Annotated in this window: 16 protein-coding genes; 12 read left to right on the top strand and 4 right to left on the bottom strand. The window is 38.2% G+C overall.

Translation table 11 applies throughout. From position 1 onward, the window contains the following. From F981_RS05040 to F981_RS05055, 4 genes are all read left to right on the top strand, one after another. Positions 1 to 1989 (top strand): SwmB domain-containing protein (locus F981_RS05040; protein ID WP_004719206.1); only part of this gene is annotated, 1989 nt, incomplete at its 5' end. A gap of 110 nt (positions 1990 to 2099) precedes the next feature. Continuing rightward, the gene (locus F981_RS05045) at positions 2100 to 2696 is read left to right on the top strand and encodes an IMPACT family protein (protein WP_004719208.1); all 597 of its coding nucleotides are present in this window, start codon (positions 2100 to 2102) and stop codon (positions 2694 to 2696) included. Beyond that, entirely contained in the window at positions 2689 to 3306 is a 618-nt protein-coding gene (locus F981_RS05050; RefSeq protein WP_004719210.1) for an acyltransferase, read from the top strand. The genes F981_RS05045 and F981_RS05050 overlap by 8 nt, the downstream gene beginning before the upstream one ends. Before the next feature lie 131 nt (positions 3307 to 3437). Beyond that, on the top strand, positions 3438 to 4280 hold the full coding sequence (locus tag F981_RS05055; RefSeq protein ID WP_004719212.1) for a universal stress protein: 843 nt from the start codon (positions 3438 to 3440) through the stop codon (positions 4278 to 4280). A 382-nt stretch (positions 4281 to 4662) separates the two neighbouring features. Here the strand turns inward: F981_RS05055 and F981_RS05060 are convergent, their stop codons facing one another. Then, on the bottom strand, positions 4663 to 5328 hold the full coding sequence (locus F981_RS05060) for an O-methyltransferase (protein WP_004719214.1): 666 nt from the start codon (positions 5326 to 5328) through the stop codon (positions 4663 to 4665). Between the two features lie 199 nt (positions 5329 to 5527). Continuing rightward, positions 5528 to 6580, bottom strand: a complete 1053-nt coding sequence (locus F981_RS05065; RefSeq protein ID WP_004719216.1) for a Rieske 2Fe-2S domain-containing protein — start codon at positions 6578 to 6580, stop codon at positions 5528 to 5530. Positions 6581 to 7439: 859 nt separating this feature from the next. Here F981_RS05065 and F981_RS05075 point away from each other — a divergent pair. From F981_RS05075 to pstB, 4 genes are all read left to right on the top strand, one after another. After that, complete coding sequence (locus F981_RS05075) at positions 7440 to 8447, top strand: substrate-binding domain-containing protein (protein WP_004719220.1); 1008 nt, start codon at positions 7440 to 7442, stop codon at positions 8445 to 8447. A 103-nt stretch (positions 8448 to 8550) separates the two neighbouring features. Further along, positions 8551 to 9930 (top strand): phosphate ABC transporter permease subunit PstC, encoded by a 1380-nt coding sequence (gene pstC / locus F981_RS05080; RefSeq protein WP_004719223.1) that lies wholly within the window; start codon positions 8551 to 8553, stop codon positions 9928 to 9930. Beyond that, on the top strand, positions 9927 to 11321 hold the full coding sequence (gene pstA / locus F981_RS05085) for a phosphate ABC transporter permease PstA (RefSeq protein ID WP_004719227.1): 1395 nt from the start codon (positions 9927 to 9929) through the stop codon (positions 11319 to 11321). The genes pstC and pstA overlap by 4 nt, the downstream gene beginning before the upstream one ends. A gap of 17 nt (positions 11322 to 11338) precedes the next feature. Next, a complete protein-coding gene (gene pstB / locus F981_RS05090) occupies positions 11339 to 12250 on the top strand; it encodes a phosphate ABC transporter ATP-binding protein PstB (RefSeq protein WP_004719228.1) in 912 nt (303 codons plus the stop codon). A 590-nt stretch (positions 12251 to 12840) separates the two neighbouring features. Here the strand turns inward: pstB and F981_RS05095 are convergent. Beyond that, entirely contained in the window at positions 12841 to 14187 is a 1347-nt protein-coding gene (locus F981_RS05095) for a dicarboxylate/amino acid:cation symporter (RefSeq protein WP_004719230.1), read from the bottom strand. 629 nt (positions 14188 to 14816) lie between these two features. Between F981_RS05095 and sohB the strand changes: the two genes are divergently transcribed. Then, entirely contained in the window at positions 14817 to 15779 is a 963-nt protein-coding gene (gene sohB, locus F981_RS05100) for a protease SohB (RefSeq protein ID WP_004719233.1), read from the top strand. A 194-nt stretch (positions 15780 to 15973) separates the two neighbouring features. Next, complete coding sequence (locus tag F981_RS05105; protein WP_004719235.1) at positions 15974 to 17116, top strand: acyl-CoA dehydrogenase family protein; 1143 nt, start codon at positions 15974 to 15976, stop codon at positions 17114 to 17116. An 85-nt stretch (positions 17117 to 17201) separates the two neighbouring features. Here the strand turns inward: F981_RS05105 and F981_RS05110 are convergent, their stop codons facing one another. Next, a complete protein-coding gene (locus tag F981_RS05110; protein ID WP_004719237.1) occupies positions 17202 to 17720 on the bottom strand; it encodes a DJ-1/PfpI/YhbO family deglycase/protease in 519 nt (172 codons plus the stop codon). A gap of 251 nt (positions 17721 to 17971) precedes the next feature. Between F981_RS05110 and pheA the strand changes: the two genes are divergently transcribed. Together pheA and F981_RS05120 are read left to right on the top strand one after the other, a co-directional pair. After that, positions 17972 to 19078 carry a prephenate dehydratase gene (gene pheA / locus F981_RS05115; protein WP_004719240.1) on the top strand — a complete coding sequence of 369 codons (1107 nt, stop codon included), beginning with the start codon at positions 17972 to 17974 and terminating at the stop codon, positions 19076 to 19078. A gap of 32 nt (positions 19079 to 19110) precedes the next feature. Beyond that, on the top strand, positions 19111 to 21357 hold the full coding sequence (locus F981_RS05120) for a bifunctional prephenate dehydrogenase/3-phosphoshikimate 1-carboxyvinyltransferase (RefSeq protein WP_004719242.1): 2247 nt from the start codon (positions 19111 to 19113) through the stop codon (positions 21355 to 21357). Positions 21358 to 21360 lie beyond the last annotated feature (3 nt).

Raw genomic sequence — 21360 nt, forward strand, 5'->3', positions numbered from 1 at the left:
ACAGCGCCTACATTTGTCAGTGCTACAGTGGGTCTATTAGGCACCACATTGACACTGACCTATAATGAACTGCTTGATTTAAATCCTTTGCACTTACCAACAGCAGGTAGCTTTACCGTGACTGCAGGTGGTCAAGTGGTGACTGTCACTGGTGTTGCGGTAGTGGGTAATAACGTGGTGTTGACTTTAGGTACGGCAGTGACAGTAGGCCAAGCGGTTACAGTGGCTTATACCGATCCAACAGCAGGCAATGATCTCAATGCAATCCAAGATCTTGTAGGGAATGATGCAGCAACACTTCCAGTGACTACAGTGACCAATAGTTCAGCTGTACCAGATATCACACCGCCAGTTTTTGTAAGTGGTACTGTGGGAACTTCAGGGACAGTATTAACATTAACCTACAACGAAGCACTAGATTCAGTTCATTTGCCAACAACGGGTAGTTTTGTAGTGATGGTTGGTGGTCAAGCCGTAACGGTGAGTGGCGTAGCAGTAGTTGGAAGTAATGTTGTGCTGACATTGGCCACCGCAATTGCAACAGGTCAAACGGTGAGAGTGGGCTATACTGATCCAACCATACTTAATGATGTCAATGCGATTCAAGATCTTGCAGGTAATGATGCAGCAACATTGAGCTTAACATCAGTAACAAATGCTTCTCTGATTCCACCTGCACCAATTATTTTAAGCGCTCAAGATAATTTTGGAATAGCAGCAAATCTTTATTCAAATGATAGTACAGATGATACAACACCAACATTATTTGGTACTGCTCAAGCAAACAGTGTCGTAACGATTTATGTGGATGGTACTCAAGTTGGAACGGCAAATGCAGATGTTAATGGTCATTGGAGCTATACGCCGACTCTGAGTATAGCAACACATACAATTACGGCTACAGCTAAAGATACTTTAGGAAATACAAGTATTAATAGTGATGCATTTGTAGTTAATGTAATTGCGCCAATCACAGAATCGAATCCTACAGTTCTACTAAAACAAGGTGCATTGTTAGGATTGGTTGAAGCAAATGTTTTAGGTTTAATTAAGTTAGATAATCAACCACTTGTCGCAATAGATGCAAACAATGATTTGAAAAAAGTGATTATTAATACAACTACTTTAATTAATCTAGGAAGTTGGACTTATTCTGATAATTTGGCAAAAATTTTAGGATTAACTGTAACTTCAACTGCATCGATTATTGGAGGTTCGGAAATAACGATCACAGCTGCAAATGGTGGAACTATAAGTAATGCAACAATGGTTGAGTTTCTAGCAACTGTTCATAACTCACAACTGTTGGGGTTGGGATTAGCTACAACTACTTCAGTAAAAGCATGGGATAGTCGTTCAGATTTATCTGTAGAGTCTGGGATAGGTTTTTCTAAAGTTGCTGTAACTAGTTTATTGGATATAAAATTACTCAGCGGAGCTGCATCCAATTATTACGATACTGCTCTTGGTTATGATCAAAGTTTAAATATAAATAACGTCCGAATATATGGTTCAGATAACGCTGAAACTATTAAGGGGGGAGCAGGAGATGACATACTTCGTGGTGGTGCTGGTAATGACATACTTATAGGAAATGCTGGTAATGATTGGTTAGAAGGTGGTAAAGGTAATGATACGCTAACAGGTGGTGCAGGATCTGATACAGCAGTTTATCGTTTGTTGGTCTCTAATGATGCGACTGGCGGAAATGGAACAGACACATGGACTGATTTCCATAAAGGGAATGTGAGCACAGATACCGAAGCTGATAAGATCGATATTAGAGGGTTACTAGACTATAATACGGTCAATATGGGTAATATCTCACAATATGTCTTTACCACTTACGATGCTGTAAATAACAAAACAGTTGTTCAAATTGACCGTGATGGTTCAGGTGGAACTTATGTCAAATCAGATCTTTTAATCCTTGAACATGTCAATACAACACTTGAAGAGTTGCTGCAGAATCATCAGCTTATATTCTAATTGATGAGAAATAAGAAACCCTAAGTTCGCTTAGGGTTTTTTATTGCCCAATGTTTTTAAAATCCACGTTATAATCAGAACATGTTGAGTTTGAATGTTTTATTTTCATTATGGTTTATACACTTGCATCCGAAACGATTTTTGAAGAAGAGATTAAAAAAAGTCGATTTCAAGCCATTGCAGCGCCTGTTGAAAATGAACAGCAAGTTAAAATGTTTATGGAAAAACATTTAGATCTAACAACAACACATCAATGCTGGGCATGGAAAATAGGTCATAATGTTCGTTTTAATGACGATGGTGAACCTTCAGGTACAGCAGGTCGCCCGATCCTTGCCACCATTGAGGGCAATGATTTAACCAACGCAATTGTATTGGTCAATCGTTGGTATGGTGGCATCAAGTTGGGTACAGGTGGTTTAGTTCGTGCTTATGGTGGCTGTGCAGGGCAATGTTTGCTTTTGGCTGAAAAAATAGAACTGATTGAAAAGAAGAAAATTTATTTTCAATGCCAATTCAGCGAATGGTCAATTTTTCAGTATGAATTGAATACTCAAGACATTGAATATAAAGAACAATATACTGTTGATGGGGTTGAAGTTGAGGCATTATTACAAATACATCAAATTGATCCACTTAAGTTAAAAATTCAAGATGTAACGCGTGGGCGTGAGCAACTTAAATTGTTGGAAGACGTTGATGATTGAACAAGACCCATTATTGAAATATCGCGAACAACATAAGCATCGCTTAAATTATATGCCGTGGCTGTATTATTCACTTAAACCGAAAAATCGAGTTTGGGCGGAGCAGTGGCAGCAGCAGTATCAAGCGTATTTAATGGCTATGGAAACCGTTGAAATAGGTCAAAATTGCTTTATTTCACCATTGGCGCATATATTTGCTGAGCCTGGACGGAAAATTGTCATTGGGGATGATACTTTTATTGCGGCAGATTGTACCTTGCATGGACCGTTAGAGATTGGTAATGAAGTCGCGATCAACCATCATTGTATTTTGGATGGGGGCAAAGTCGGTATTAAATTACATGATCAAGTTCGTATAGCCGCCTATTGTCATCTTTATGCTTTTGATCATGGGATGGATTTGAGTATTCCTGTTTATCAACAAGCTGTGACTTCCAAAGGCATTGAAATTGGTCAGGATGTTTGGTTGGGCGCGCATGTTGGTGTGAAAGATGGTGTAAAAATTGCTTCACATGCGGTGATTGGAATGAATAGTATGGTTACTAAAAATGTAGCTGAACGAGAAATTGTGGCAGGGAACCCAGCGCGTTTTATTCGTTATCGTGAATGAACGCACAGTTTGTACAAATACATAATTAAATTATGGGATTAATTACATAAAGTTGTCCAAACTTATAAAAACTTATGCTAATTTAAAACAATAATATAGACCCAAAGCTGTAAAGCTAAAGCGAGGTTAAAATGAACAGAGTAGTTGCTTGTATTGACTCTTCTCCGTGCATCAATGCATTGGCAGAAGCAGCCGCATGGATTGCTCAAAAAACTGGTCGTGAACTGGTTTTATTGCAAGTATTGGATTATTACCCTGCAAGTTATCATTTAGGGGAAATTAGTGGGGTAATTGGCTTTGAAAGTAATGCGATGTTACTTAAAGAGCTGGCTGAACTTGAACAAAAGCAAAGTGAGTTAGCACTGGATTACAGCAATAATTTACTCAAGCATATTTCTGAAATGATTCAAGAAAAATACAATATCACACCGATTCAAATTCAAGCCAAAGGTGATTTTCTCGAACAAAGCTTCAATGAATTGACTGAAGATGATATCGCTGTCATCGGTCGAGTGGGTGAGCGTTCAGCTGAGAAGAATAAAATACTGGGCAGTAATGTTGAAAACTTTATTCGTGGAACGAAAAGTACCGTATTAACCGTTGGGCAAACATTTAAACCACCTACACGGTTTATTTTTGCTTATGAGCTTTCAGAAACATGTCAAAAAATGCTAAAACGTGTTGAAAAAAGTGATTTGCTTAAACTTTTGCAATGCCATTTACTCTATGTTGGTGATCATCCTGAGATTCTCAATGAGCCTGCGCAACGTTTAAAAGATGCGGGTTTGGATGTGGTGGTAGAGTACCGTTATGGTGATGTTGCTGAAAATATTTTGGATTATCAAGATCAGCATCAAATTCAATTGATTGTTTTAGGTGCATTTAGTCATAGTAAAATTCATCAGTTCTTTTTAGGTAGTGTAACCACCACTATTTTTAGAAATGCTGCAGTTCCATTGTTGGTCGCAAAATAAGTTTGATTTGAAGTTAAAAGACAACGCGTCTGAGCAATCGAGATTGAGTCAAATGACCGATCAAACAGAAGAGATTAAATGCCACAAATAATATGATTTGTGGCATTTTTTTTGATTAAAAAATTTGATAAAAATATTGCATTTTGAAATGCAAGCACTTTTTCATGAACCATGAATTTAACTGGTTGAAAATTAATCGACGATTAAAAGTATTTTATTTTCATGAGTTTATTAAAGCATTATTGAGTTATCCACAATTCTACAAACAAGTTCAGGGGATAACTCTAAGAAGAATGATTGAAGCTAAGATGGAGTTGTTAAAATTTTAGCTATAAAAAAGCTGCTATCTAAATAGCAGCTTTAAAAATTAAATCAGCATGCTTTATTTTACAATTGCAATGGCAAAACCATCATGCCCTTTGCTACCTACAGTTTGCAAAGCCGTACATGACAGAATTTTAGGATGGTTTTGCATGGCTTTATACATGTCACGGATCCCTTCAATACTTGGTTTGACATTGTCTGGGTCAAGAATGTCACCAGCACGAATCACGTTGTCCAAAACAATCACTGTACCTGAATGTGACAGACTTAAGCTTAATTCTAAATATTCAGGATAGCTTTGTTTATCAGCATCGACAAAAATAAAGTCAAAAGGTTCTGTAGCTTCAGGCAACGCTTTTAAAATATCGGCTGCACGACCACACTTTAATTCAACGGTTTGTTTGAGCTTGGCCTGATCTATATTTTCTTGACCTAGAGCAGCATGCGTATCACGACCTTCAATCGTTAAAATATAACCATCATCAGGTAAGGCACGGGCTAACCACATAGTGCTATAAGCTGCAAAAGTACCTAATTCTAAAACACGTTTGCATTTGTTCATTTGAATCAACATTTGCAATAACATGCCCTGATTTGCGGCAACAGCAAGGTGGTCTGGAAATCCTTTATCCTCAGTGTTTTTTAATGTTTGTATGAGGATTGGATCTTCAGGAATTAAATGTGATTCGATATAGGCATCGATGTCTGACCACATTTGTTGCATGTTATACCACCTAATTGGAGTCACTTCATTTATGTAATGTGCATTTTAATCTTTTAATCGAAGAGTGCAATTTTAATAGAAACTTTTGAGTTAAATTTAATCAACTTGAAAAAATTATAAATATATAGAGCGATACGTTCAGGTTTTATTGTTTTAAAGAAGCCTGATCAACTTCTATAAAACATGGCATGAAACTGATTTATGCGGCGAATAATGGGCTAAATCCTATTTTTCTTAATAAACGGCGATACATACTTGAACTGCGGTCAGCAGGGAAGTGCGCCTCAATGGATAAATCTAAAGGTAGATATTCTGGTTTTTGAGTCTCAACGATCAAACGGTCTTCTTCAAAGATTTTAAGGTTGTATTCATAAGCATCTTCTATTGGTAAATCTTGATCATAGTTACGACAAATTGGGGCAAATAATCGAGTACTACGTGCTGTCATGGGCGAGGCAGCATTCATAATGACCTGTTTCGCTTGATTGGGGAAATGAATGGTTAATGTTGCGGTAAAAGGCAAATGAATTTCAAAATGGCGTAACCATTGAAAATCCGCTTGTCCTAATTGATCTAGACCAATCGGGTAACGACCTACACTACTGATATAATCAGCACTAAAACCATAGTCTGTTTCTTGCGTGGTGTAATCAGGCACTTCAGTATTTTCTGGGTCACCAAAAGTTTCTGGATGTACCCATGCAAAATGAGCAACATCGATAAAACCTTCCAATTGTCGACCAGCAAAACATTTTAAATCGACTTGAGGGCAAATCAGTTGTTGATACGTGGTCTCATCCCAATGCGGCATATTTGGGATATTGGGTATATCTTGCTTTTTTGCTAAAAGTGAACACCAGATTAATCCATAACGTTCAACTGCAGCATAGGTTTTTAGGTGGAAGCGGTCCGAAATTTTATGATTGGGATGCGCAGGGATACGATTACATTTTCCATTTTCACCAAAGCGTAAACCATGATAACGGCAAACGATACCTTGACCATCATTTGTTCCGATGCTTAAAGGAACACCGCGATGTGGGCAGGCATCTTTGGCAACAATGATTTCAGTATCTATTTTATAAATGACCAATGGCATATCCAGCAACATGGTTCCGAGTGGCTGCTCAGTAATGTCTCTTGCTAATGCAATTGGATACCAATATTGGGCTAAGAGCTGCCAGTCATGTTCTGAGAAGGTCATATGAACGGGAAGGTCAGGATTGAAGCTGCTAGACGTTTTGCTATTCATATTCAAATCTTTTATGGAGTGCTCATTTGAATATAAAACAATGCCGTGTTCTTTGAAATTTCAATTATTGTGTTGAATGATTAAGAAAAATAGAACACTTGATTGAATAGTGGGCATGTTAAGCGGTGGATCTTTTGTATTGGCTTAGCTGTAATAATCTTTTAACATTTTTCCAAAATTTAATAAAAATGAGCTGACTACAATGAGTGCGATGGAGAAACTGCTGCAAAAGAAAATTATTTTTTGATAATTTAACCTGCAACTATTCATTAAAGGTAAATAGTAGACTTGATACATTGAACGTAAGGTTTGCATGGTTAATATAAATAAACTGATGAAGCTAAAACTAATGACAATATTTTGGATCAGATTGTATTGACTAGTTTGTGCCAATAAAAAGTAAATGATCCAACAACTCATATAGATAATGAACGTAATCATGCTGGCCGAGGCCACCATCTTTAGAAAAGTTTCATGCCATTCTTTACGATTTAATCTGATCATTTAAATTGCTCTTTTTTATTTATTTTAAGGGTTTTTAGATGGAAAAATAAGGCTATCACGACTTAACGTGTCGTTTGAAATGGGTAAACCTTAATACAACTTTTGTGACATACACATGAAATATTACAATTTGAATTGTAATATCCTTAATTTTAAAAAATAGAACACAGTTAATTACATATTGAATTTAAAAGATTTTTAATAAAATCAAATGTGAATTATCAAATATCATAAAAGCGTCATAAAGCTGTAACTTATTTGTCATATTTTAAAATCAAAATGCAGTTATCCGAAAAGTACGACACAACAAGAAGTGGTGTACTTCAAAATTGCAGTTTATTTAAGAGAGAAAAGAATGCGCATTAATCACATCGCACTTGCATTAGCAGTTTCAGGGGCAGCAGTAGCAGCAAACGCTCGTGATACCATCCAAATCGCTGGTTCTTCTACTGTACTTCCTTATGCGAGTATTGTTGCTGAAGAATTTGGTAATACTTTCCCTCAATTTAAAGCACCTGTAGTTGGCTCAGGCGGTAGTTCTGCTGGTCTTAAACAGTTCTGTTCAGGTGTGGGCGATAACACAATTGATATCGCAAATGCTTCACGTAAAATTAAAGATACTGAAATCGCAGCGTGTAAAAAAGCTGGCGTAAATAAAGTCCAAGAAATAAAAATCGGTTATGACGGCATCGTTTTTGCTTCGAATGCAAGCAAAGCAGCTTATAAATTACGTCCACAACACGTATTTGCAGCCCTAGCAGCTGAATTACCATCAAATGGTAAATTGGTACCAAACCCATATACACGTTGGAACCAAATTGATAAATCGCTTCCAAATGAGCCAATTACTTTAGTTGTTCCTGCTTCTAACCACGGTACACGTGAAGTGTTCCAAGAAAAAATGGTTGAAGCGGGTTGTGAAAGTTATGATTACTTTAAAAAGTTAGACAAAGATGCTCAGAAAAAAGCATGTTCTAGCTTCCGTAAAGACGGTAAAGTAATTGAAATTGCAGGTGATTATACTGAAACTCTAGCGCGTTTAAAAACATCTCCAAGTGCGGTAGGTGTATTTGGCTTAGGTTTCTATGATCAAAATAAAGATAAATTACGTGTTGCTACAGTGAACAATGTTGTTCCTTCTGAGCAAACTGTTTTAAATGGTACTTACCCTGTATCTCGTCCTTTATACTTCTATGTAAAAGGTGAACACTTACAGTCAATCAAAGGCTTAAAAGAATATACTGAATACTTCCTTAACAAGAAGGTATCTGGTAAAGGTTCTAAGTTAGATAAAGCTGGTTTGATTTCATTGTCAGACGCTGAACGTGCAAAAGTATTGGCTGGTTTTAAAGCTGGTAAATAATAAAACCGCAATAATGGAGCTGATGGTGGGTGACTACCATCGGCTTTCCTTGCTAAGTAGAGTTTTTTCAAATTATTGAAATTGAAAAAACGGTGGAGAATACATGAATCTGCTACTCATTGGCGTGTTATTGGCTTTAATCGCTATCGCATATCAAATCGGGCTACGAAAAAGCCGAAGCCTAGCAGGTAAGGGAAATAACACTGCAATTTTACATTCACGTCCTGGCTATTATGGCTCTTTGGTGGCGTTGTGGTGTGGAATTCCAGCTTTTTTAATTTTGATAGTTTGGAACTTGGTAGAACCAAGTGTTTTACAACATCTAATTTTAAAAAATGTTCCAGCAAATATTGCTTCAACGCTAGATACAGCTGGGGTAGATGTACTGGTGGATCGTATTAAAGCAATTGCCTCTGGCTTTGGTGTGACAGATACGCCAGCAGCTTATGAGGTTGCAGCTGCAGAACAACTCTCAAAATTTGAAAGAATTGGCTCGTTTGCAAAGTTTGCTGTGGTAACTTGTGCTGCGATCCTTGGATTGATTTGGGCAAGAAAAAGAATTAGTCAACAATTTCGTGCACGTAACGAAGTTGAAAAAACCATTAACGTTGTTTTGATCCTGTGTTCAGGTGTTGCGATCCTCACGACTGTGGGTATTGTGATGTCGATGTTCAGTGAAGCGATGCACTTTTTCCAGTTTGTCAGTCCAATCGACTTCTTCTTTGGTACAGAGTGGAATCCTGGCTTTAGTACTTCAGGTAATGCTGAAGGAAGTTATGGTTTATTACCATTACTGTGGGGAACACTCATGGTCAGTGGTATTGCACTACTGGTTGCTGTTCCACTGGGTTTAATGATTGCAATTTATCTTGCTGAATATGCATCACCTCGATTCCGTTCATGGGCAAAGCCAACAATTGAAGTTTTAGCGGGTATTCCAACCATTGTTTATGGTGTTTTTGCCATGATGGTGATTGGTCCAATCTTCAAATCTATTGGCGACTCTATTGGCGTTGAGGTTAATGCGACCAGTGCTTTAACAGCAGGTTTTGCAATGGGTATTATGATTATCCCATTTGTATCTTCTTTGTCAGATGACATTATCACTCAAGTGCCACGTGCCTTACGTGATGGTTCTTTAGGTTTAGGTGCGACCAAATCTGAAACTATTCGTCAAGTGGTTCTTCCAGCGGCCTTACCAGGTATTACGGGTGCATTCTTACTTGCAGTATCTCGCGCAGTCGGTGAAACCATGATTGTGGTACTCGCTGCTGGTAATAGTCCACTGTTACATATCAATCCACTAGAAGCTGTCTCAACAGTCACTGTAACGATTGTAAAACAATTAACAGGCGATACAGACTTTGCAAGTCCGCAGGCATTGGTTGCGTTTGCACTGGGTTTAACTTTATTTACCATTACATTGTGTTTAAACATTGTCGCACTTTATATTGTGCGTAAATATCGTGAGCAATACGAATGAGTACATCAAATACATCTCCTGTGGATCAAAATGTATTTGATCCTCAAGCTGCCGCTGAGTTGCGAGAGAAACGTAAAGCTAGAATCGCCAGCTCATTGTCAAAACGTCATCGTAAAGAAAAGACCTTCCGTTTTGCTGGCTTTTCAGCAGTGATTATTGGTTTGGCATTTGTTGCAATTTTATTTGGAAGTATCTTATACAAAGGGTTGCCAGCATTTTGGCAAGCAAGTATGACTGTACCTGTGTATTTTGATCCAAGTATGATTGATGCAGGACCAAAACCAACACAAAAAGTAGGTGAATCTCCTGCTGTATTTCAAGAACGTTATGTCGACTGGCAAACTAAAATGGGTATGGTTGATTGGGATGCATTGATTGTAAATGCAATCATTGCAAAAGACCCAGCACTTGAAAGTCGTCGTGATGATCTTTCTGGCATCTATACCAGTTCAGAGGCATATCGTATCCGTGATATGGTCTTTAAAGATCCAGCATTGATTGGTAAAACAGTAGAGCTCAATTTCCTTGCTGATGCCAACATTGATGTGTGGTTAGCTGGTCATATTGATCGTTCATTGCCTGATGAGCAACAACAACTTAGTCCAGAAGTACGTCAACTTTCTGATGACTTAGCTGCGAAAGGGATTATTAACCGTACTTTTAACACGCAAATGTTCACCAACCCAGATTCACGCAGCTCACCAGCAACAGCAGGTTTGGCTGGTGCATTTATGGGTTCATTGTTCATGATGTTAATTGTGATCGCGATTTCTATTCCATTGGGTGTAGCAAGTGCGATTTATCTAGAAGAGTTTGCACCGAAAAACTTTATTACTGACATCATTGAAGTCAATATCAATAACCTTGCAGCAGTTCCATCGATTGTATTTGGTCTGTTAGGTGCTGCCATCTTTATTGGTTGGATGCATTTACCTATATCCGCACCTTTGGTTGGTGGTTTGGTCTTAAGTTTAATGACTTTGCCTACAGTGATTATTACCACACGTGCTTCATTGAAGGCAGTACCACCATCAATTCGCCAAGCGGCGTTAGGTATTGGTGCTTCTCGTTTACAAACAGTATTCCACCATGTATTGCCTTTGGCTCTACCGGGGATTATGACAGGTGCGATTATTGGTATTGCTCATGCATTGGGTGAAACCGCACCATTACTATTAATTGGTATGAGCGCTTTCGTTGCAAATATTCCAGTATCTCCATTAGATCAATCTACGGCTTTACCTGTTCAAGTTTACTTATGGCAAGGTAATGAATTACGTAACTTCTTCGAAGGGCGTACGGCTGCAGCCATCATTGTGTTATTGGCACTTATGGTCGGTCTAAACAGCTTTGCAATTTGGTTACGTAAGAAATTTGAAGTTCGCTGGTAAAAGAGGGCAGAATAGAGATGAATACTGTAGAAACTAAAAATTCCTTAAGACAGGATACAACCGTGAATTCTGAACAATCTCAATTTACATCGACTGATAGTAAGCAAAAGCAAGCAAGCACTTCTTTTGTCTCCCAGTTTGAGTCTTCGACACCGAAGAAAGAAAAAAATACAACTGTGAAACTTAGTGCTGAAGATGTGCATGTTTACTATGGTGACGCAGAAGCGATTAAAGGTATTGATCTTCAAGTTTATGAAAATGAAGTGATTGCATTTATTGGACCATCAGGTTGTGGTAAATCAACATTTCTACGTACCTTGAACCGTATGAACGATACGATTGATACTTGCCGTGTAACAGGTAAAGTGCGTTTAGACAACCAAGACATTTATGATCCAAATCTAGATGTTGTGTTGCTCCGTGCTCAAGTTGGAATGGTATTTCAAAAACCAAACCCGTTCCCTAAATCAATTTTTGATAATGTTGCTTATGGTCCTAAACTGCATGGTTTAGCCAAAGATAAGTATGATTTAGAAGAGATTGTTGAAAATAGTTTGCGTAAAGCAGGTTTGTGGGATGAAGTAAAAGATCGTTTAAGTCAGCCAGGTACAGGACTTTCAGGTGGTCAGCAACAACGTTTGTGTATTGCACGTACGATTGCGGTAAGCCCTGAAGTGATTTTAATGGATGAACCATGTTCTGCGCTCGATCCAATTGCAACAGCAAAAGTTGAGGAGTTAATCTCTGAGCTTTCTACGCAATATACAATCGCAATTGTAACCCACTCCATGCAACAAGCAGCGCGTGTCTCTGATCGTACAGCATACTTTCATTTAGGTGACTTAATCGAAGTTAACTCTACAGAGAAAGTCTTTACTCAACCAGATCACCAATTGACTGAAGCTTATATTACCGGCCGTTTTGGTTAATTCGAGTACTGATTAAGTTAAGTTTAGATGTGTAATTAAAGAGCCGAAAGGCTCTTTTTTTATAGATAAAGTATATAAACCTCTGTGGCAATGAATCAAATTGACGAGAATGGTAGATCAAAAAACAATTAAAAATTTAAGCTTCAAAATAATGAATTGATTGTCTAAGTCTATTCTTTGATAAGTGTTGAAATAGGGATGTAATGCAGTTTTAATGAAGTCTTGTAAGTGAGGTATTGTTGACTAAGTTTATTTTGTTCTAGTAAAACCCACCTAATATGAATGGGTGAGGCTAAATAATTTAAGAGGCTGGAATAGATGAGCTATGTGTTCATACTTTTATATACGTGATACGAAATAAATGCTTAATTGTTTGAACTTATAATCGCGGAACATTAGACAAATGTTTTTTTAAGAAACACATCATTTTAAGCTTTGTGTATTAAACATATTTTTCAGTTAGTTCTTCATTTTATATGCAAATAGCAGTTGATTGTTATTTCTAATTTTCTGATCTATTCATAGTTACTTTATATAAAAAAGGAGCTCAAAAGCTCCTTCTTATTACAAATATTGCTTATAGGGTGTTTTTAATCGATTGGATCTTCACGATGTTGTTCAACTGCTTTAGCATCATAGTGTGCTTTACTCGGATGAGCGAATGCAGCAGCCAGTTTGTCTTTATCTAAAGCATTGTCCCAACGTGCCACAACAATCGTTGCACACGCATTACCGACTAAATTGGTCAGTGCACGGCATTCAGACATAAAGCGGTCAATACCTAGAATTAAAGCCATACCTGCAACAGGAACTGCTGGAACAACAGATAATGTTGCAGCTAAGGTAATAAATCCAGCACCTGTAACACCAGCAGCACCTTTAGAGCTCAGCATTGCAACGAGCAATAATAAGATTTGGTCTTGAATACTCAAATCGATATTACATGCTTGTGCAATAAAGAGCGCCGCCATCGTCATATAGATGTTGGTACCATCGAGGTTAAATGAATAACCAGTAGGAATAACCAAGCCAACTACAGATTTTTCGCAGCCTGCTTTTTCCATTTTACGCATCAATGATGGAAGTGCGGCTTCGGATGAACTGGTCCCTAAAACTAACCATAATTCATCTTTGATATAGCGAATCAGATCTGTAATTCTAAATCCATTATAGCGCGCCACTGCACCCAAAATAACCAGAATAAAGAGTAAGGCCGTGATATAGAATGTCATAATTAAAAGTAAAAGATTTCCAATACTTTCAATACCATACTTACCAATTGTAAATGCCATTGCACCAAAAGCACCAATCGGAGCAAATTTCATCAGCATTCCAACTAAATGAAATACGGGTGCTGTAAGATTGTTTAAGAAGTCTACAATCGGTTGACCTTTTTCGCCTACCGCAGCCAAGGATAAACCAAATAATACGGCAACAAATAGAACTTGTAGAATGTCGCCACTTGTTAATGGGCTAACGATGGTTGTTGGAAGAATATTCAGTAAGAAGTCGACAATAGAAGCGTCATGTGCTTTCTCAGCATACTCAACAACTTTCTCTGATTTTAATGATGTAGGGTCAATATTTAAACCTTGTCCTGGTTTAATAATATTGGCAACAATCATCCCGACGATTAATGCGAGTGTAGAGAATGTTAGGAAATAAAGCATCGCTTTACCCGTTACTCGTCCTACAGTTCCCATATGTTTCATGCCTGATATTCCAGTGACAACCGTCAAGAAAATAACAGGTGCAATAATCATTTTGACCAGTTTAATAAATGCATCACCTAATGGTTTTAAACTTGCACCAATATCTGGCCAAAAGTGTCCAAGAAGGATACCAAGTACAATGGCAAAAATAACCTGAACATAGAGGATTTGATAAAACTTTTGTTTTTTAGGGGGTAGGTGTTCATCGTGTGAGGAGATATCCATACTCAATCCTTATCCTTGATGTTGATAAAATTAAACATTTTTTAAAAAAATGACTCATAAATGTTCATAAATTTACAAAATGTAATTATTCTTTTTAACGTGTTGATTTTAAATAGTTTAATCAAAATAACAAATATGTTATTTAGATAAAAAGAGTTGGTAAATAACCTATTATAAATTTTAAAAATGTGTGATATATGTTTATTTGTATTATCTGTTTGATATAAACATGTCTATGTTTTTTTATGTGAATTTATCATAAGAAAAGCCAGCAAAAGTTCTACTAAGTGGCATTTGCGTTATTTTCGAGGTAAAGTCACTGAATATGCTGAAATCAGCAAGGCTTAACTTAGATGTAAAAACTATTAATAAAATCTTAATTTATTCAAAACGCGTATCTTTACTCGAATTTTCATGCGTTTTTAACTATAAAAAAAAGCTATGTATTCTATAACTAAAATTTAATTATTGTTGTTTGTTAAAAGTGTGTAGACAAAGCTTTTTATCATGCATAAAGACTAAGTGGACTGAGCTTTGTCGAATTTTTCAAAAAGTGTATTGAAATTTAGCTGATCCGTCCGCATCTTATTAGAAAAGCATTTCCTTAGATATTAGAGATTATAAATTCTATGTTATTTCATTTACCCAAAGTACCCGCAGAAATTCGTATCAGTCATTTAAATGCCCGAATAAATGAGCAGCGAAAAAGAATTGCTCAATCTACTGCATCGAAATTGGAACTGTTTCAACTGACTCAACAGTTTGTAAAAGAAGCGCGAGTACGTAAAAAAAATAATCAAAAAATCTATGTCCTAGATTTTAAAGGAGATGTACAGGCTTCAGCTGTAGAAAACTTAAGAGAAGAGATTACATTGATTCTTGCGACAGCAAAAGCAGGCCGTGATCGTGTCATTGTTCGTTTAGAAAGCCCCGGTGGTATGGTGCATAGTTATGGTCTTGCAGCTGCACAATTGGTTCGTTTACGTGATGCAGGCTTTAATCTTACGATTTGTGTGGATAAAGTGGCTGCGAGTGGCGGTTATATGATGGCGTGTATCGCAAGTGAAATCGTCTCTGCACCATTTGCTGTGGTTGGTTCGATTGGTGTTGTTGCCCAAGTCCCTAATTTTAATCGACTGTTAAAAGAACATCATGTTGATTTTGAGCTATATACCGCAGGTCAGTTTAAGCGTACTGTGACGATGTTTGGTGAAAACACCCCAGAAGGTAAAGCAAAATTTGAAGAAGAGTTACAACAAACGCATCAACTATTTAAGCATTTTGTTGAAAAATATCGCCCGCAACTCAATGTCGAAAAAGTTGCAACAGGTGAACACTGGTATGGTGAAGACGCGCGCAATTTAAATTTAGTGGATAAATTGCAAACTTCAGATGAATATTTGCTGAGCTTATTGCCACAACATGACGTATATGTGATTCAAACACGTCGTAAGCCAACACTTGGCGAGAAGTTAGGTTTACAAGCTGCACAAATGGCAGATGCCTTAATTCCATCAGTTGTGAATAAATTGATGAGTGAGATTACGAAGCTAAATTCCTCTTTACCGATGTTTAAAGATGATAAATTCTAAGTTTTAATTGCTTATTGACAACCTGAAGAGTAATTGGCGAAAGCTGATTACTCTTTTTTTATGGAAAAGTCTTTTCTTTATTCGCAAAAATGCTCAGAAAAAATGACCTCATGTGGTCATGACAAGTCTGCAAAAAATGATTAGCATGCTAAGGATCATAAAATCAAAAACTCAGATTGAAAGGAATACAAGACATGTTGGCATATGATGCAGATTTAGAACTTTTTCGTGATAACTTTAAACGTTTTATGAGTGAACACGTTGCTCCATTTTATGAGCAATGGGAAAAAGAAGGTTTAATGCCACGTTCAGTATGGTCATTATTGGGTGAAAATGGCTATCTTTGTGTTGATGTACCTGAAGCGTATGGTGGTTACGGCGTTCCAACTGAATATTCATTGATGTTGGTTGAAGAGTCTGCACGTGCAGGCTATGGTGCATTGTCTACCGCGATTTCATGCCATTCAGAAATTGCAGCTCCTTATATTTTGCATATTGCCAACGAAGAACAAAAACAATACTGGTTACCTAAAATGGTGTCAGGTGAAGTGGTGGGCGCAATTGGGATGACGGAACCGGGTGCGGGTTCAGACCTACAGGGCATGCGTAGTAGTGCGATTTTAAATGGTGATCATTATGTTTTGAATGGTTCTAAAACATTTATTTCAAATGGTCAACATGCAGATTTAGTGGTATTGGCAGCAAAAACTGACCCGCAAGCGCGTGCAAAAGGTGTGTCACTTTTATTGGTTGATACACATCTAGATGGATTTAAAAAGGGCACCAACCTCGATAAAATTGGTTTGCATTCTCAAGATACCTCAGAACTGTTCTTTGATAATGTTAAAGTTCCAGCAAATCAATTGTTAGGTAGCGCAGGTCAAGGTTTTGCCTATTTGATGCAGGAGTTACCTCGTGAACGTACTGCAATTGCAGCAACGGCACTTGGTGCAATTCGTGGTGCAATCGATATCACTACTCAGTATGTACAGGAACGTCAAGCGTTTGGTCAGAAAATTGGCAGCTTCCAAAATACTCGTTTTGTTTTGGCTCAAGCAAAAATTGATGAGTTGGCAACAGCAGCATTCTATAACCAAAATTTAGCTTTATATAAACAAAGTAAATTGGATGTTGAAACAGCAGCGGCTTTAAAAAGTTTTAGTACGGATATGCAGATGAAAATCATCGACAGCTTGCTACAACTGTTTGGTGGTTATGGCTATATGACGGAATATCCAATTTCTCGTTTCTTTGTAGATGCACGTATTCAACGTATTTATGGTGGAACAAATGAAATCATGAAAGAGATCGTGGCACGTGGCATCATTGGTCGATAATGCATAAATAAATAGCAACGATAAAGTTTTTAAATAAAAAACCTTCTTTATTTAAAGAAGGTTTTTTATTATCAAGGTTCAGGGATTAAGCACTTAATACATTTAAACATTCATTAATAAAGATAGGCAGTTCAAAAGTCGAGCGTGAAGAAATATATAAATTGTTGTCGTTTACCACTTCGCGATCAAAAACCACAGCGCCAGCGTCTTTAAGTTCTTTGAGGATATCTTCAATCGAAGTTAAGCGCCGTCCAATTGCAATTTGTGCATCGATAAGCAAATGGCTACTGTAACAACATAAAAAAATAGGTTTTTGTGCGTTGGCAAAATTACGTAAAAAATCAATAAATCGTTCATCTTCTTTAAGATGATAAGGGGAATATCCACCAGGAATCATTAGCGCATCAAAATCCCGAACAGAGATTTCATCAATGCCTAAATCTATACTGACCGAAGATTTTCTTTGTTTGCTATACACAATATTCCCCGCAGACTTTTCAATATTGCGCACAGAATGGCTTGCAGCTCGAAAAGCTTCAACGGGATGATGATATTCCGCATCTTCGAAATCATGGGTAATGAGAACAGCGATTTTTTTATTCATATTCTATGACTCGAAATGCGCTTATGCTTTTTATCATAGAGCGCAATGCTTAAAATTCTATAGCTGCTTTGTAATTCATTTTGTGGTCAGAAAAGTTATAAAGTGATGACATTTTATTCAATATATAAGTTGAAAGTGAAACATTGAAAAATGCACTATTGCCCAACAAATTAAACTGAACTATTGTTATACTGTCAGTGGTCTAAAACATAGACTTCTCGTAATTCTCGACTTTAAAGGGCGACATAACAATGATCAACGATGATCAAAAAACGACTTCTCTAGATCTTGCTCAAATCCGTGAAGATATTGACTCTGTAGATCAGCAAATCCAACAACTTATCAATCGCCGTGCAAAACTGGCGGAATCAGTTGCTAAAGCAAAATTTGCAGCAGAAGAGAATCCGTTATTTTATCGTCCTGAACGTGAAGCACAGGTTTTACGTCAAGTTATGGAGCGCAATGAAGGGCCATTGTCAGATCAAACCATGGCACGTTTATTCCGTGAAATTATGTCTGCATGTTTGGCACTTGAAGCACCACAAAGTATTGCATTTTTAGGTCCAGTCGGTACTTATACACATTCTGCTGTATTAAAACATTTTGGTCAGGATGCTGTGGTTCGTCCACTACCAACGATCGATGAAGTGTTCCGTGAGGTTGAAGCGGGCAGTGCACATTATGGTTTAGTTCCAGTTGAAAACTCGTCTGAAGGTGTGGTCAACCATACTTTAGACTGTTTTAAAGCATCGCATTTAAATGTGATTGGTGAAGTTGAATTGCGTATTCATCACCAATTCCTGATTTCTTCAAATACTCGTAAAGACAGTATTAAACAAATTTATGCACATCAACAAACACTTGCGCAATGTCGTAAGTGGTTGGATGCACATTATCCGGGTGTAGAACGTGTGGCTTTAAGCTCAAATGCGGAGGCTGCACGCCGTATTCGCAATGAATGGCATTCAGCAGCAATTGCATCTGATGTGGCTGCAAGTATCTACGACTTAGAAGTTCTCCACGGCAATATTGAAGATAACCCTGAAAATACGACACGATTCTTGGTAATCGGCCGTGAAAAAGTACCGCAAAGTGGCAATGATAAAACCTCATTACTGATTTCAGCACATGACCGTGCAGGGGCTTTATTGGAAATTCTTGCACCATTTGCAAAACACAACATTAGTTTGACCAGTATTGAAACCCGTCCTGCATTACCTGAAAAATGGGCGTATGTATTCTTCATTGATCTTGAAGGTCATGTGGAACAGGACAATGTTAAAGCGGCGATTGAAGATATTCGCCCACTGGTTAAAGAAGTACGTGTACTGGGTTCATATCCGATTGCTGTGCTTTGATGTCGTTGTGAAATAGGTAGTTCAAAATCGTTATGTCACAACCTTTATTTAAAAAAGTTGCTTTTATTGGACTTGGACTGATTGGTTCAAGTCTAGCCCGTGTGATTGCAGCCGAACATCTTGCTGAAAATGTTGTTGCATCAACACGCTCAAAAAAAACATTGGAAGATGCAAAAGCTTTAGGAATTATTTCTGCGGGTTTTAGTGATCCTGTCGAAGCTGTAAAAGATGCAGATTTAATCGTTCTGGCTTTGCCCGTTCGCGCGACACAGAAAGTGCTTGAAACGATTCAAGCCTATGTTTCTGAAAACGCCATCATTACCGATGTCGGAAGTACCAAAGGGAATGTGGTGGCTGCGGCACATGCTGTTTATGGTGAAAATCTTCCTGTAGGTTTTGTACCTGGTCATCCAATTGCTGGTGCAGAACATACAGGTGTCCATGCTGGTAAAGTTGACTTATTTGTGAATCATAAAGTGGTTCTAACGCCGTTGCCGAGCAGTGCTGATTGGGCAGTTGAAAAACTGATTCAGCTTTGGCAGGCTGCAAAAGCAGAAGTCATTTGTATGGATGTGGACAAACATGATGAAGTGTTGGCACATACCAGTCATTTACCGCATCTGATGGCATTTAATCTGGTCGAACAGCTTGCAAATCGTGAAGATAACTTAGATATTTTCCGTTATGCCGCTGGAGGTTTTCGTGACTTCTCACGTATTGCTGCCAGTGATCCGCAGATGTGGCATGATATATTTTTTGCCAATAAAACAGCCATATTGAAAGCAGTTGATGGTTTTGAAACGCAACTTGCGACATTACGTCAACTGATTGAAGATGAGAATTCACAAGCCCTGATGGGATTGCTAGGACATGCACAAGCGGCACGACAGCATTTCAATCATATGCTCGCCAATAAACCTTTGATGGAGAAAAATAAGGTGACACAACAATTTACCATTTTGCCAGGTGAGAAGACATTTAAAGGTAAATTTACCGTGCCGGGTGACAAGTCAGTGTCACATCGTTCCATCATGTTTGGTGCAATCGCTGAAGGTACAACCCACGTTACAGGTTTCCTTGAAGGTGAAGATGCTTTAGCAACACTTCAAGCATTTCGCGATATGGGTGTCAGTATTGAAGGCCCTAAAAATGGTGAAGTGACCATTCATGGTGTGGGTATTCATGGTTTAAAAGCACCCAAAACGGCACTGTACATGGGTAATTCTGGTACGTCGATGCGTTTGCTTTCAGGCATGCTTTCAGCACAACAGTTTGACTCTGTGATGACGGGTGATGCGTCTTTGTCTAAGCGTCCAATGGAGCGTATTGCAAAACCTTTACGTGAAATGGGTGCGCAAATTCAAACCACGGGTGAACGTGGTACTCCGCCTGTTTCAATCACTGGTGCTCAAGCATTGAAAGGCATTCACTACGATTTGCCAATGGCATCTGCGCAAGTCAAATCTGGGATTTTATTGGCAGGTTTATGGGCAGAGGGTGAAACCTCTGTGACTGAACCTGAACCAACCCGTGACCATACTGAGCGTATGTTACGTGCTTTTGGTTATGCTGTGAAAACGGAAGGTAATCGTATTTCACTACACGGTGGTGGTAAGTTGGTTGGGACAGAGATTCAAGTACCTTCTGATATTTCTTCTGCTGCATTTTTCATGGTGGGTGCTGCCATTACTGAAGGTTCAGATATTACCCTTGAAGCTGTTGGGATTAATCCAACTCGTACAGGTGTAATCGAAATCCTTAAGCAAATGGGTGCAGACTTAACTGTTGAAAATGAACGAATTGCAGGCGGTGAGCCGATTGCTGATATCCGTATCCGTGGTACCCGTACATTGAAAGGCATTCATATGCCAGAAGATCAAGTACCTTTGGCAATTGATGAATTTCCATCTTTGTTTATTGCTGCTGCATGTGCTGAAGGGCAAACGGTGTTGACAGGTGCCGCTGAATTACGGGTTAAAGAGTCTGATCGTATTCAAGTGATGGCAGATGGTTTAAAAACCATGGGGATTGATTGTACGCCAACTGATGATGGCATCATCATTGAAGGAAAAGGTAAATCGGGTGACTGGTCTGCTATTTTCTCTGGCGGTGAAATTGAATCGCACCATGACCATCGTATTGCAATGAGTTTTTCGATGGCGGGGTTACGTAACTCTGGCGAGATTAAGATTATTGGCACTGAAACTGTAGCAACAAGTTTCCCAACATTTACTGAACTCACCAATCAGGCAGGGCTTCAGATTCAAGTCACCGAATAAATC

It is taken from the genome of Acinetobacter guillouiae CIP 63.46 (assembly GCF_000368145.1).
GTDB classification, from domain to species: Bacteria; Pseudomonadota; Gammaproteobacteria; order Pseudomonadales; family Moraxellaceae; genus Acinetobacter; species Acinetobacter guillouiae.